We start from the raw sequence: 14723 nt of genomic DNA on the forward strand, positions 1-14723 counted from the left end.
CGATCTAAACCAGGTCTCGGTTATTCTGATGTGCGACGAACTGCTGCGGGGGGATACCGGGATGGCGCCGCTGACTCCCGATAAGGCTGATCATTACCGGGATATGGCGAATGCCGCGGCCCACACCGTCGGACGGCTGATATTGTTTACCAGCGACTACGATGCTCTCGGTATGGAGCCGCCCCGGTGGCAGAGTCTGGCAACCGTGGTGCGCAATGTAGAGGTCCTGCTCAATGGTATGGGGGTGCCGGTCAGCCTTGCCTGCGGGGAGACTGAGGTCTTTGCAGACCCGATGTTTGAGAAGGTGGTCTATAACCTGCTGGAGAATGTGCAGCGCCATGCTGACGGGGCGAACCGGGTGACGATTGCCCTTGCAGAGACTGAGGAAGGCGGGGTGCTCACCATATCCGATGACGGCAGTGGTGTACCTCCTGAGAAGAAAGAAAGGATCTTTGGCCGTGGATATGGGACAAATACCGGTCTTGGCCTCTTTCTCTCCCGTGAGATGCTCGGGATTACGGGGATATCCATCACAGAGTGCGGGACCTGTGGAACAGGTGCCGTCTTTCGGCTGGTCATTCCCGGACACCATATCCGCCGGAGAGGAGACTCCGTCTGACTCCTTTTTTGTGGTCTTATGCCTGGAAGTCAATCACTTCCGGTTCCAGGGTCTGGAGATCAACGATGATGGCACGGCCCGGTGTCGGCTGGAGGTTCATCTGTTTCTGGAATGCGGTCTGTGACTGCCAGGTGCCGGCATTGATTGCAAGCACCCCGCGGTATTTCGTGATGCCCGATATATGCACGTGGCCGGTATGAAAGATCTCGGGTATCGGGTCGATGATGAGCCGGTCCTCACGGGAGGCGTATATGGGTGTGCGTTCCCCGTATGTGCAGGTGAGGTGGCGGCGTTTGAGCATCTCAACCATCACCTCGTCCGGCCGGTTATAGGAGGCACCGGGGATGAGGCCGATCATGTCGTCAAAGGACCGGCCGTGATACATCAGCACCGATACCCCCTGGAGTTTCACGACCGCCGGGTTCTCCACCAGAACCACATTTTCAGGGAGGTGCTGACAGAACTGCGAGGGCAGGATGGGCTGGGGTTCAGCACCCCGTACCGCATCGTGGTTGCCGGGCGAGACCACGATCCGGAGGTGTGACGGGAGTCTCCTGAGCATTTCAGCGAATGCTTCATACTGGCCGTAGATATTCGGGATGGTGAGTTCCTTATCCTGGTCGGGGTATATGCCGATGCCGTCCACCACATCCCCTGCGATGAGGAGGTAGCCGATATCCGGCTGCTCGTGCAGCCATGCCGTGAACTTCTCCCATGCCTCTCCGAGGAAGGTGTCTGAGCCGACGTGCACATCGGATATGAATGCGGCCTTTCCGGGTGTTTCACTCAGGAAGGGAGCGTGGTTCACAGGGATGTCAGGGCGTGCGAGAGAGTTTGCAAAGAAGAGGCTGCCGTCACTGGAGAGCTGGCCGGTGACCGCGATGACCTCGTCCGGGATGATACGTTCTGCTTCTGCGAAGTGCTCATGGCTTTTATTGAAGAGGACATTGATCATGCCGGTCGGATCCTCCAGCATCGCCATCCTGTGCCCGTTTTTCGTATTCCTGACATCCATCACCATGCCGATGAGGACGATGTCCATATTGTAGTAGCGGCTGTTTTTGGCAATCCCGCCGATGGGCATGGCACCGGCATAGGCCTTGTGGGTCCGCAGTATGGTGGAGAGGCGGTTGTAGCGGTCCCTGAAGTAGTGGATAAAGTCGGTGTAGTTCACACCGTTATTCTCATAAGAGCCCGCTCCGTGTATGACATCAACGGGTGCTTCGGTGAGAAACCGCATCCCGTCCCGTTCCCGGGTAAAGCCGGGTATATGTTCGGTCGTGACGACGGTCGCATGCGGGGGCACAGCATCGATGATCACAGGGATAAGCGAGAGGTCATCCTGTTCGGCGATATATGAGACCACATCGGGGTGTACCTGCAGCCCGCGGTCCAGAAACCCGAGCACGATCTCCTGTGGACGCTGCATACGAACAGGTTGGGGTTCAGGCGGTAAAAACCCATACGAAGCGGCTGGTCTGCCCCAGCTTTCATATGTTCTGAAGGGTATGGTACTGTATTATGAAGGAACAGCGCCGGAGCCCCGGGGTGGTTACCCGGGTGCAGCGGTTTTTGAAGAGCGAAGACCCGAAGACGGGCATTGTCCGCGATATTCTCTGGGTGGCAGGAGTCGTCGGCGGGGTTGCACTCCTCCTCTTTTTATTCTCCGGTACCTGGCCGGCCGTCGTTGCGGTGGAGTCAGGGAGCATGATCCCGAATATGAATGTGGGTGACCTCGTCTTTGTGGCCGCAGCAGACCGGTATGGTCCCCTCACCTCCTGGGCAGAAGGGCAGGAGACCGGGTATGCGAAATTTGCCGCGTTCCCTGACCTGCAGGGTAGACAGGTGTATGGGGATGTGATCATCTACAAACCCAACGGCGACACGTCGGTGCACCCCATCATCCACCGGGCGGTGGCCTGGTATGATAATGCCACTGAGGCCGGCTACATCACCAAGGGGGACAATAATCCGACCATCGACCAGGATGCCTACTATCAGGGCATCGGTGCCATTCAGCCGGTGAAAAAGGAGTGGATCGTCGGCAAGGCGCTCTTTGCCATACCGCTTGTCGGGTATCTGCCCCTGCATATCGTCGAGTTTGCAGTGGTTGTCATCGCCATTCTCATCGTCTGGGAGTGGTATTCCCGGAGACGCGAGGCGAACGCCGGGGGTGGTAAAAAGATGGCAAATGCAGCACCTTCCGGGAAAAAAACGGGTTCTTCCAAAAATACCGCTGAAAAATCCGGCAAAAAACGCTGAACGCTTTGATCGGGCCCCTGTTTACGGGGGCCATTCACAACTCTTTTGTAGCTCTGCGTTCACACCACATCAGGGGAAATGATCCATATGAAAGAGCTTCTGGAAGATGTCCTTGAAGGGCACCGGCTCACTCCTGCTGAGGCAGCAGGCCTTCTGAAGGCACGCGGGTCTGATGTATGGGAGATTGCTGCGGCAGCAGATGTCCTCCGTGAACAGACCGTGGGTGATGCGGTCACCTATGTGCGCAATCAGAATATTCATATCACCAATATATGCCGGAATCTCTGCCGGTTCTGTGCGTTCGGGAGGCCTCCCGGGGCGCCGGACGCCTATGATGTGGGGAATGAAGGCATCCGGGCACAGGTCACTCTTGCGAAGGCACGCGATGTGACTGAGCTCTGCTTTTTATCCGGGGTGCACCCGGACTTCAGCGCCGAACGGTATGCGGAGATGATCGGCATTGCCCATGAAATTCTCCCGGAGGCTGACATCCACACGATGAGCCCGGATGAGGTGACCTGGGCGGCAAAAAAGAGCAGAATAACGACCGCCGAGGTGTTTGCGATGGTTCGGGATGCAGGTCTCGGGACGATGCAGGGCACAGGCGCCGAGATCCTCGTGGATTCTGTGCGGCGGAATATCTGCCCAAACAAGGTTCTCACCGCTGAATGGGCCCGTATCATCAAAGAGGCCCATGAGATGGGGCTGAAGTCCACCGCGACGATCATGTACGGATCGCTTGACACCGCAGACGACCGGGCCGAACACCTCGGTGTGATACGGGACATACAGGATGAGACCGGCGGGTTTACGGAGTTCATCCCTTTGCCGTTCATCCACGAGAACACACCGCTGCAAAAGGCAGGGCTTGTGACGGGTGGGTCTATCGGGCGGGAGGATATCCTCCTCTTTGCGGTCTCCCGGCTCTTCTTTGATAATATCCCCAATATCCAGATCTCGTGGGGCAAGACCGGTGACCGGATGGCCTCGCTGGGCCTCATGGCAGGCGGCAATGACTTCGGCGGGACGATGTTCACCGATGAGGTCTCGGCGGAGGCCGGTGCTTCTGCGGCCGATTACTTTGATCCGGCTGGCATGAAACGTATCACCGACGACCTCGGCCGGGTGCTGAGAAGGCGAACGACCATCTACGAACTCTTTGACTGAACTATTTCGGCGGTTCTGCCCTTTTTTTCCGGGCAAAAGGTGGCATATGTTTATTGTGCCTCAGTGGAAAATTCCGTCTGCATATTTGGCCCGGGAGGAAATATGATATGAATACTGACAAGCGACTGGTCTACATGGACCATGCGGCAACGACTGCGACCCGGCCTGAGGTGGCAGAGGCGATGCTCCCTTATATGACGGGACATTTTGGCAACCCCTCCTCTCTCTATGATCTGGCAAAGGCATCACGGGAGGCGCTGGAAGAGGCACGCGAACGGGTGGCGGCTGCCATAGGCGCAGAACCGAAGCAGGTATATTTCACGAGCGGCGGTACGGAGTCGGACAACTGGGCATTAAAGGGTGTGGCCTTTGCAAAGAAGGAGAAGGGCAGCCACATCATCACATCTGTTGTCGAGCACCACGCCATCTCCCATACCTGTGAGTGGCTCGAGAAGCAGGGCTTCTCGGTGACGTATCTCCCGGTGGACCGCTTCGGTATGGTCAACCCCGCGGATGTGGAGGCGGCAATCACCCCTGAGACGATTCTCATCACGGTGATGATGGCGAATAATGAGGTCGGCACCATCCAGCCTGTGGCAGAGATTGGCGCCATTGCAAAGAAGCACGGCGTCCTCTTCCACACCGATGCGGTGCAGGCGGTGGGGCATATACCGGTCGATGTGGGTGAGCTGAATATCGACCTGTTGTCGTTATCAGGCCACAAGTTCCACGGCCCGAAGGGGACAGGGGCTCTCTATATCGGACCGGGGGTGCGGCTTGATCCCCTGATGCACGGCGGTGCACAGGAGCGGGGCCGGCGTGCGGGCACAGAGAATGTGCCGGGTATTGTCGGGCTGGGGCTGGCTGTGTCTCTTGCGGTTGCCGATATGGCAGAGAATGCAGAGCGGCTCACCGCCCTGCGTGACCGGCTGACGGCGGGACTGCTTGCGATTCCACACACCTACCTGAACGGCCACCCGGATAAACGTCTGCCGAACAATGTGAATGTGGTCTTTGAGTTTATCGAGGGGGAGTCTATACTGCTCTTACTCAACCGTTACGGGATTGCGGCGTCCACCGGCAGTGCCTGCAGTTCCAGATCGCTGGACCCGTCCCATGTGCTGATGGCCTGCGGTCTGCCGCATGAGGTGGTGCACGGTTCGCTGCGCCTGACTCTGGGCGAGGAGACGACTGAAGCAGACGTGGACTATGTGATCGCTGCGGTGAAAGAAGTCGTGCAGCGGCTGCGGGACATGTCGCCTCTGACGCCGCCGGAGCTGAGGAGTCAGTCAATAGGAGGAGATAAGATATGTATAACGAGAAGGTGATGGATCACTTTGAGCACCCGAGAAATCAGGGTGCAATCGAGGCTGCTGACGGCACAGGCGAGGTCGGCAATGCCCAGTGCGGGGATATTATGAAGATATACCTGAAGGTGGAGGCTGACGTCATCACCGACGTAAAGTTCCAGACCTTCGGGTGCGGGGCTGCCGTGGCGTCATCGAGCATGGCGACCGAGCTGATCAAAGGCAGGACGCTTGCAGAGGCCTGGGAGCTCTCCAATAAGGCGGTGGCAGAGGCACTGGAGGGTCTGCCGCCCCAGAAACTGCACTGTTCTGTGCTTGCCGAAGAGGCGATTCACACAGCGATTAATGACTATCGTACAAAGCACGGGCTTGAGGCGTGGGAAGAGACCGGTTCCCACACTCACTGAACTTTTTTGCCGGTGTGAAAACCATTCTTACGTCCGGAGACCAATAGTATAACTACGTTTGGTGAATACCAATGGATTCTCGTAACATAGCAGATGCCCTTATGGCGGTGCGCTCCTGCCACCCGCTGGTGCACCATATCACGAATACCGTGACCATCAATGACTGTGCCAATATCACGCTATGCGCCGGCGGGGCGCCGGTGATGGCGGCAGCACCGGAGGAGGCCGGTGATATGGCAGGAATGGCAGGCGCTGTGGTGCTCAATATCGGGACGCTCTCTTCTGCCCAGGTGGATGCGATGCTCATTGCAGGGCGGGCGGCCAACGCCCGTGGTATACCGGTTGTCCTTGACCCGGTCGGGGCAGGGGCAACGGCGATGCGGACTGAAGCCTGTGAACGCCTGCTCTCTGAACTGGATATTGCGGTCCTGAAGGGCAATGCCGGTGAGATTGGTGTGCTTTCCGGTGCCGGTGGGGAGGTCCGTGGCGTGGACTCGGCGGGCCTTTTGGGTGACCCGGCAGCGGTGACTGCCGCCTGTGCCCGGAAGTATGGCACGGTTGTGGTGATGACGGGTTCTGAGGACTATATATCGGACGGCGAACGGACGCTTGTCGTAGGAAACGGCAACCCCCTGATGGGCCGCCTTTCGGGAACCGGGTGCATGACGGCATCGGTGGTGGGTGTCTTTGCGGCGGCGGGGACAGATCTGGTGGTCTCGTGTGCTGCCGCCTGTGCTGCCTTCAGCCGTGCGGGTGAACGGGCGGCCGCTCTCGCCCGCGGCCCGTACTCGTTCCGGACTGCCCTTTTTGACGAGATGGCGAACCTGACGGAAGAGGACCTCGCGGCCCATGCCGACGTGAAAGAGACTGACGCGAGGGACGCGGATGCGGCCTGAGCAGACGAAGATGCCTGAACCAACGAAAATACAGGAACCGATAAAGATGCCGGAGTGGAGGAATGTGGCTGCACACATGAATTTATCTGAACCGACCAACCTGCCGGAACTGACAACCATCCCGGCACTCTATGTCGTCACCGATACGGTGATTGGCAGGGATCGGTCCCATGCAGCGATTGCCGCTGCTGCTGCGGCAGGCGGGGCAGGCATCATCCAGCTGCGGGACAAACAGCTGGCGCCGGCGGCCCTCCTCAGGGAGGCAGTCGCTGTCCGCAACGCCCTTGCCTGCTCTGACGCCCTCTTTGTGGTGAACGATTCTCTCGATATCGCCATCGCGTCCGGTGCAGACGGGGTGCACCTGGGCCAGGGTGACGGCTCGGTCCCGGCAGCCCGTGCGGCCGCAGAGGCAGCCGGACGTGCAGGCAGATATACAGATGTGTATGCATGTGCCGATGGGTATGAGGTTGGATGTGCCGGTACATGTGCAGGCAGACGCGATGGATTCATCATCGGTGTGTCGGTCGGGTCAGTAGAAGAAGCCTGCCGGGCGGTGGAGGAGGGAGCGGATTATGTCGCCCTCGGCCCGGTCTTCTCCACAAACTCGAAGGCGGATGCCGGGGCGGCCCGCGGCCTCGTGCTCCTGCAGGAAATTCGTGATGCACTCCCCGCCGTGCCGCTCGTTGGAATTGGCGGCATTGGACCTGCGAATGTGCAGGACGTGTTCCGGGCCGGTGCTGACTCGGCGGCGGTCATATCTGCTGTCGTCGGGCAGGATGATGTGACGGCTGCGGCGAGGGGGATGATGGGGCTGATTGGTGAGGTGCGTAGGCGGTAGTGGTGCCGTTTCTCAGTGATCTTCTTTTTTGGGCATTGTGGTAATTTTCTGAGAAGACAGAGATCACATAAAAGAGGAACATATGATCCATGCCCGGCAGAATGGTGATTCCGCTCATTCTTTGCTGGCTTACTGGTTGGGCAACGCTTAAATAACCCCCAAAAGGGCCTGTGCCCCGGAAAAACGTGTCCACACAGAAGCCCGGAGTGGACAGTTCTCAACCGGAGACAACCAATACGTCCTCCCAAAATATCCGACAATAGCGACCGCTTAATAGTCCGCAATAAGCCGTATTTTTAGCAAACAAAAGGCATTGCAGTCGTATTTTTCCGGGAGAAAATAAAGAACGAAAATACGTCCGTTTTGCCCCCCGATTCCCCAAAATAAGGGTTCAATGAGGGTAACCAAAGGGTGATACAAAAGAGGGTGAGGCAGGAGTCCTTGTTTCCGACATGCATCCGACCGGTTTGCACATGTACGCACGTCTTCTTTTGCTTCGCAGCATTTCTACAGAGCCTTTTTACAAGGTCTGTTTACAAGGCCTTTTTTTGATTGATTTGCTGTAATGAAGATATGAATGAATATATGAATGAATATATGAATGAATAAATGAATGAATGAATGAATATCAATAACAATTATCTGCACTAACGAGAATGGTTGAATGAGAACAATCATTTCTCAATGATTGCTGTAAGTAGATAATCCTGAAAATTATCTGCTGACGATCTCAATATTCAATCTCAGAATGTTAGTTGGTAGTTGGAGGCAGTAATTGTTTTTTAAAAATAATTCACACAAAATAATAATAGATTGCAGTTTTTGTAATACTACCCGATACTTATATGCCAAATAACTACTAAATTCATTCATTGTATATAAGTTAGAGAGAGTTCCCCACAAGCGTGGGGATGAACCTCGATGAGGACAAAGGGCGTTGGTCTGCTTGACGAGTTCCCCACAAGCGTGGGGATGAACCATCAACGAAGCATACGTAACGGCGCATTACAGAGAGTTCCCCACAAGCGTGGGGATGAACCTAGTGTGGCAACACAGATCGGCGCTGGTCAGGTGAGTTCCCCACAAGCGTGGGGATGAACCAAACCCATGAATAATAGACGTTACTCCGCCGTAGAGTTCCCCACAAGCGTGGGGATGAACCTAACTCCATATCACCCTTCATTTCCGATTTTAGGAGTTCCCCACAAGCGTGGGGATGAACCTATTGGTCGGATACAAACACATACCTATGCGTAGAGTTCCCCACAAGCGTGGGGATGAACCTCCATGCATTAAACCACGATTCAAGGCTCCGGCGAGTTCCCCACAGGCGTGGGGATGAACCTCCGGCGTGTTTCTCCTGGTAAACCGGCGCCCTGAGTTCCCCACAGGCGTGGGGATGAACCTGGCATGAGCACCACCGCACCCAGATCATTGAGGAGTTCCCCACAGGCGTGGGGATGAACCTAAACGGGTTTCGCTGCGCTTTTATACCGTAGCGAGTTCCCCACAGGCGTGGGGATGAACCTCGGCCGGGCTTGACGAGCAGTTCCCCTCAGATGAGTTCCCCACAGGCGTGGGGATGAACCAGTAAACTCCCAGTTCCTGGTATCGTGTGGATAGAGTTCCCCACAGGCGTGGGGATGAACCTATGCCCACGAAGACAGAGGAGGGAGGATCTGGGAGTTCCCCACAGGCGTGGGGATGAACCTGCTTGGGGCAGCGGGGACCGTCCTTGCACTCTCGAGTTCCCCACAGGCGTGGGGATGAACCGAACACCTGCCAGTCCTGCGGCAAGGAGATCCCGAGTTCCCCACAGGCGTGGGGATGAACCGGCATACAAGTGCCCTACCTGCAGGTACTCAGGTGAGTTCCCCACAGGCGTGGGGATGAACCTAGGCTGGCCACTCATGTCTATCAAGATAGTTGGAGTTCCCCACAGGCGTGGGGATGAACCTTATGGCAAGAAGCCGCCGCCGCCAATACCTGCAGAGTTCCCCACAGGCGTGGGGATGAACCAATAATCTGGTCATCGTGCCCGGTTTTGGCCCGGAGTTCCCCACAGGCGTGGGGATGAACCTTAAACCGGGTTCGGAATTCCGGTCTTACGGATGAGTTCCCCACAGGCGTGGGGATGAACCTAGCAGAAAGTGCACGACAGTTCATGCGAGATCGAGTTCCCCACAGGCGTGGGGATGAACCTTTTTCGGGATATTAAAAAATCTATTTCCAGCGGAGTTCCCCACAGGCGTGGGGATGAACCTTATTCAGCCCCACCCCTAAGAATAAATTTCGAGAGTTCCCCACAGGCGTGGGGATGAACCTTCACCTGTGAATCTGACATAATCGTGCTATTCGAGTTCCCCACAGGCGTGGGGATGCGCCTTATATATTGATGAACTACAAACAACAATTGAGACGAGTTCCCCACAGGTGTGGGGATGAACCAGTTCCCATTACAGTCGTTTCTATCATTTGTTCAAGTTCCCCACACACGTGGGGATGCACCTTTCTCTCAATCCCTGTGTGAAGAGAGCGAACGCTATGCTACGCAGACTATTCCGTATTCTTAGATTTTGGATTTTGGATTTTAGATTTTGGATTTTAGATTTTGGAACAGATATCACGGATTCCTCCGTCAACTTAGAAAACTATTCAGACCCCCGTTCTCTTTCGCCCTCCACGCTTCTTCTTTATATACCGGGCCCCCCTCTCTTTCCCTGTGCACAGCATTTCGTGCACAGGAGATGCTCTCCATGAACGAGATCAAAGAAACAGATATGAAAAACGAAACAAAAACCAAACCCGGAATCAAAACCGGATCAAAAACCGGAACAGGTCTGAATACCGTCCCTGACCAGCTGCAGGCGCCTGTCCGGGAGAATCGTATTGCAGAAGAAAATAATCGTATTGCAGAAGGACAGAGCAGAAGGAAAGGGCTGGCTGAAGAACCGGCTGATTATACCAGACGGGGAGGTGCGGATATGCAGCCCGCAGAAACACAACAACCCGCAGAAACACAGCATACCACAGACACAAAACCAATAGATGGCAGCCCCATCACAAAACCATGCGCCAGCAGTGTTTCGAAGAGAACCGCCAGTGAACAGTCAGTGGCTGAACCAATAGACACCACAGTCGCTCCGATCGGTGCTCTCGGCGGCGGGACACAGTGCCGGCAGGAACTCCGGGCACCATTCGAACCGGAGGAGGGCGCCACAACCCGGCGGAAGACTCCCCCGAAACCTGCTCGCACACCTCCGGCAAAACCCGCTGCCGGTGATCCGTCCATTCTGCCGGAACACCGGCAGCGGGCCATTACCCTCCTCGAATCAGGAGATCCGGTCGCCTTCCTCATCGATGTATTCCAGCGTAACCATGTCGGCGACCGGTTCGTCGCTGAATGCCTGATCCTCTCGGCGGTATCCTCGTCCGTGGAGAACGCCCGGGGCCTGCACGTTGCCATCTCCGGCAAATCCGGCATGGGCAGGACCCACGCCTGCAACGCCATGCTCCGCCTGCTCCCGGCTGCACATCGGATGAAGGGCCCGGTCTCAAAAAATTCCCTCGAATTCTCCGGGGATATGCAGCCGGGTACGGTGCTGCTCTTCGACGGCACCACCCTCCCGGACGATATGCGGTCGCTCCTGAAGTCTGCCACCGACAACTTCCAGGAACCCGCAGAGCTCTGCAAGCTCACCCGCAACCGGCAGCTGAGAGTCTGCACCATCCCGGAACGCTGTGTCTGGTGGCTTTCCCGGATGAAGACCGGCGGCACCGACCCGATCATGAACCGGCTGCTCATCGTCCCGGTTGATGAATCCGGTGAACAGGATCAAGCCGTCTTTGACCATCTGAAAGCAGCTGATGCAGCCATGATGGGTGCCGGTGACGACCCGGACGTGTTTGTCTGCCGGGCGATCTGGGAATGCCTCAGGAGCAGTCTCCCCTGGGTGGCGATTCCTTTCGCCCCCCGCATCCACTTCCCCTCCACCCCGGACCGGCGCAAACTGCCGATGTTCCTTGATCTCATCAAGTGCCACGCCGCCCTCAACTTCCTCCAGCGGGAGGAGAACAGATCAGGGTCGATCATCGCCACCCCGGAAGACTTTGCCTGTGCCCGGCGGATCTTTTCCGCCATCAACGGTGATCCCGTGGTGCAGGAGACAACCCGAACCGGGATGGGCGCCCTGGCCTCCATCGCCCGGGCGGGTATGGAAGTCTTCACCATCCGGCAGCTTCAGGCACTCCTCGGCCTCTCGTATCACCAGACCTACTGGCTGCTCCACGGCTATACCAACGGCAGGACGACCTACCCCGGTATGCTTGACACATGCCCGGCGGTAGAGCCGATCGATGCGACGAAGGCAGAGGCTGCCTGTGGGTCAGAGTTCCGGCGGCGGGAACACTACTTCTCCTTTGATCAAAGCTGCTACCGGAAGTGGACAGCACTGTCGGATGTCTGGCTGGAACCCGATACCCTGCCATGCCGGGAAGACCGGACAGAGGAACCGGGCACTAATGCACCCGCCGGGCACCAGAATCTGGGCAAAAGTGCACGGACAAAAGACTGACAGAATGACACGTTTCTGGATTATAGAGATAATAATATAGATAGATATAGGGAGTATTCCTGAAGTGGGCACCCATATTCAGGAACATACCGCAATCCGGTTTCTGGTATGTGTGTATGTATGTATATGTGATCCGCGTGAAAGTGCCTGGTTAACAGTAAATCATCGAAATCTGCCCCGATGCAGAATTCATGTAAGAATTGCCCTTTATAACCGTGCACTGCCCGGTGCCAGGATAGTGTCCGGGGTGGCTCTGGTGCACAGAAATCAGATGGGACGCCCTCTCCGGTCCGGTGTCCCCCGGCGTGCAGAAGGGTCACTCAGGCCATCCCGTTTTTTACGAAACCGGGCGCAGGGCGGACGTATTTTTGGTTCGATTTTCCCGTCGAAAAAATACGTCTGTAATGCCTTTTATCTGCGGAAAATACCGTGGATTATGGATTAATAAGGGGGTTTAACGGGTGGAGTATTCCGAGAGGATGTATGGGCTGTCTCCGGTTGAGAACGGCCTGCTCCGACCGTCTGTGTGGACGCGTTTTTCCGGGACGATGGATCGCTGTGGTGACTATTTGTCCATTATTTAGTCCCAAATGCCGGAATGTCGGCCAAAATGAAGATAATCAAACAGCACATCCGACTCCCGTCAGCCGGAAGACGAATTGTCCGGGGTTATGATCTGAATGAACGGGTAATGCCCATACTCTTCAGTATTATACAGATACTCCGGTATGTGCAGAACCGGAGATATCCGGGAGGTATATGGGGGATTATAAAGTACGTCCACGAAATAATCCGGATGCAGAGTGCGTTGGAAAAAGTAACGGAACCATACTGTTATCACTACTTCCGGAATACATTCGGGACATTACTATGAACCGGGACGACAGTAATGCACCTCTCTCTTCAGAAGAGATGCCATCATCCGTTTCCGTTCCTCCTCTCCAGAACAAAAAAGCCATACTCCTCGTCTTCGGCATCTTTGCCTGCCTTGCCGGGTATGCTGTTGTCGGAGACCTCTCCGGGGATGTGGGCTACTTTGTCCTTGCGGGACTGCAGGTCTTTTTGTTTGTGCTGCTTGCCATGTCTGCACATCTCTCTCAGACCTATCCCGGGCTGAAGATCCCTGCCATCATCTTCCTGCTGGTGCTTGTCGGGTGTGTGGGGCTTGGCGTGACGGGTATCTCCGTTCTTTCGATGCTGCCGCCTGAGGCGATGGATATGGACGTCTCCCCGTCCGGTTCTCTGGTTGATTCTTCGGCGGAATTTGATCTGGATGACTCTCTCTCAACTGACGATGCCCTTCGTATCGCAGAGGTAGTGCTGCTCGTCCTGCTCTCGGCAGGCATATCCTTTGTTGGGTTCTCACGCCGGTTCCGCGGTTTTCTGTCCCGCTATGTACCGCTTGACCCGGACTCCTTCGTCCACATGGTCGCCCTCGTCGCCGTCACTGCCCTGACACTGATGCCCCTCGTGCCTCTGCTGGTTCTGGGAGAGCCTGTCCTGCTCTCACCGGTATTTCTGGAGACAGGGACTGGCGGGGAGATCTTCATGGAGAGCATGAAGGATGATATCTACAATCTGCTCTGGACTATGGGAGCTTCGTTTCTGGTGGTGGGTCTCTTTATCACGCGAAACATTCCAGAAACACTTAAACGCCTCGGCCTTGTCCGGCCGACACTACAGGAAGTCGGGATTGCCATTGGCCTTGGCATTCTTCTTGTGGGCGTTTTTACTGTGGTGGAGGCAGGCATCACCATTGTCTGGCAGTTCTTTGGCTGGCAGATGACCGACACGGATGCCGTGGAACTCCTCTTTGCCCCGATGCTCACGCCGGTGGGTGCCCTCGTCGCCTCGATTGCCGCAGGCTTTGGCGAGGAGCTGAGTATACGCGGGGTGCTGCAGCCGCGGTTTGGTATACTCATCCCCTCGCTTCTCTTTGCCGCATTGCATGCCTTCCAGTACAACTGGGACGGGGTGCTCTCCGTATTTCTGGCAGGCATCATCTTCGCCCTCATCAGGAGATACTACTGCACCACGGTCAGTGCGGTTACGCATACGGTCTATGACCTGATCCTCTTCTACTCGCTGATCTTCGGGCTGGGCATCTGAGCATCTCTTTGCAGTGGAATTGTCCGGGTTGGATTCTTCTGTGGCAGGAGGGCGGTCCCCTTTCTGTTCCTGTTTTTTTTGTGTATGTGCGTGCTCTGGTTTTGTCAGGGATGGGGTGACTGCCCTGGTTCGGTTACTTTGGAAACGACAGGTGACTTATGGGGTTTTTTCTGCGGCATGGGGTTGCTCCAGACTCTGTGGGTCATGGAACCGGATGATTTTGGGGATTATTTTGCGAAATGCGCCCCATATGGGCTCTGCGCGTTTTGCCTGTCTGCGCCATTTGCCTCTCTGCGTTGGTGGCTGAGTTTTCATTCTGACGTGTTTCCTGCCTCCGATGGGTGTTGGTATGGTCAGGGGTAGTGTCGTCTGGCACAGTTTCAGGGGTTTCAGGGAGTGTTTTGCAGAATGAAATGCGAGTATTTATATCGTTGAAGTTACCACTTAGTTAGGTCGATTGTCTGGGACAAACGGGGCACAACTGCCTTTGTTTGCGCCGCAGACAACAATACAGGGAAAAATGATCCCTGCTTCCCTCCGTCGT

At 56.0% G+C, this 14723-nt stretch carries 11 protein-coding genes; 10 read left to right on the forward strand and 1 reads right to left on the reverse strand.

Features of this window, described 5'->3' with window-relative positions; genetic code table 11:
* A partial coding sequence (locus MKMG_RS07995; protein ID WP_216842890.1) for a sensor histidine kinase KdpD occupies positions 1-619 on the forward strand: 619 nt, incomplete at its 5' end.
* A gap of 16 nt (positions 620-635) precedes the next feature.
* Here the strand turns inward: MKMG_RS07995 and MKMG_RS08000 are convergent.
* Positions 636-2048, reverse strand: a complete 1413-nt coding sequence (locus MKMG_RS08000) for a DNA-directed DNA polymerase II small subunit (RefSeq protein WP_165077149.1) — start codon at positions 2046-2048, stop codon at positions 636-638.
* 92 nt (positions 2049-2140) lie between these two features.
* On the opposite strand from MKMG_RS08000, the gene MKMG_RS08005 reads away from it, so the two are divergent.
* The 9 genes from MKMG_RS08005 to MKMG_RS08045 all read left to right on the forward strand — a co-directional run bounded on the left by MKMG_RS08005 (position 2141) and on the right by MKMG_RS08045 (position 14179).
* On the forward strand, positions 2141-2881 hold the full coding sequence (locus MKMG_RS08005; RefSeq protein ID WP_254059131.1) for a S26 family signal peptidase: 741 nt from the start codon (positions 2141-2143) through the stop codon (positions 2879-2881).
* Between the two features lie 87 nt (positions 2882-2968).
* Complete coding sequence (gene cofH / locus MKMG_RS08010) at positions 2969-4048, forward strand: 5-amino-6-(D-ribitylamino)uracil--L-tyrosine 4-hydroxyphenyl transferase CofH (RefSeq protein WP_371415203.1); 1080 nt, start codon at positions 2969-2971, stop codon at positions 4046-4048.
* Between the two features lie 107 nt (positions 4049-4155).
* Positions 4156-5376, forward strand: coding sequence for a cysteine desulfurase NifS (gene nifS / locus MKMG_RS08015; RefSeq protein ID WP_165077152.1), 1221 nt, complete (start codon positions 4156-4158; stop codon positions 5374-5376).
* The gene (nifU, locus tag MKMG_RS08020) at positions 5358-5762 is read left to right on the forward strand and encodes a Fe-S cluster assembly scaffold protein NifU (protein ID WP_165077154.1); all 405 of its coding nucleotides are present in this window, start codon (positions 5358-5360) and stop codon (positions 5760-5762) included. The genes nifS and nifU overlap by 19 nt, the downstream gene beginning before the upstream one ends.
* 71 nt (positions 5763-5833) lie before the next feature.
* A complete protein-coding gene (gene thiM / locus MKMG_RS08025) occupies positions 5834-6658 on the forward strand; it encodes a hydroxyethylthiazole kinase (protein ID WP_165077156.1) in 825 nt (274 codons plus the stop codon).
* On the forward strand, positions 6648-7496 hold the full coding sequence (locus MKMG_RS08030) for a thiamine phosphate synthase (protein WP_371415204.1): 849 nt from the start codon (positions 6648-6650) through the stop codon (positions 7494-7496). Before thiM ends, MKMG_RS08030 begins: the two co-directional genes overlap by 11 nt.
* A gap of 2756 nt (positions 7497-10252) precedes the next feature.
* Positions 10253-12070 (forward strand): hypothetical protein, encoded by a 1818-nt coding sequence (locus MKMG_RS08035; RefSeq protein WP_165077157.1) that lies wholly within the window; start codon positions 10253-10255, stop codon positions 12068-12070.
* Positions 12071-12680: 610 nt separating this feature from the next.
* Positions 12681-12944: a hypothetical protein gene (locus MKMG_RS08040; protein ID WP_165077159.1), complete on the forward strand. Its 264-nt coding sequence runs from the start codon at positions 12681-12683 to the stop codon at positions 12942-12944.
* Positions 12941-14179, forward strand: a complete 1239-nt coding sequence (locus MKMG_RS08045; protein WP_165077161.1) for a CPBP family intramembrane glutamic endopeptidase — start codon at positions 12941-12943, stop codon at positions 14177-14179. The genes MKMG_RS08040 and MKMG_RS08045 overlap by 4 nt, the downstream gene beginning before the upstream one ends.
* Positions 14180-14723 lie beyond the last annotated feature (544 nt).

The organism is Methanogenium sp. MK-MG (genome assembly GCF_009914725.1).
GTDB lineage: Archaea > Halobacteriota > Methanomicrobia > Methanomicrobiales > Methanomicrobiaceae > Methanogenium.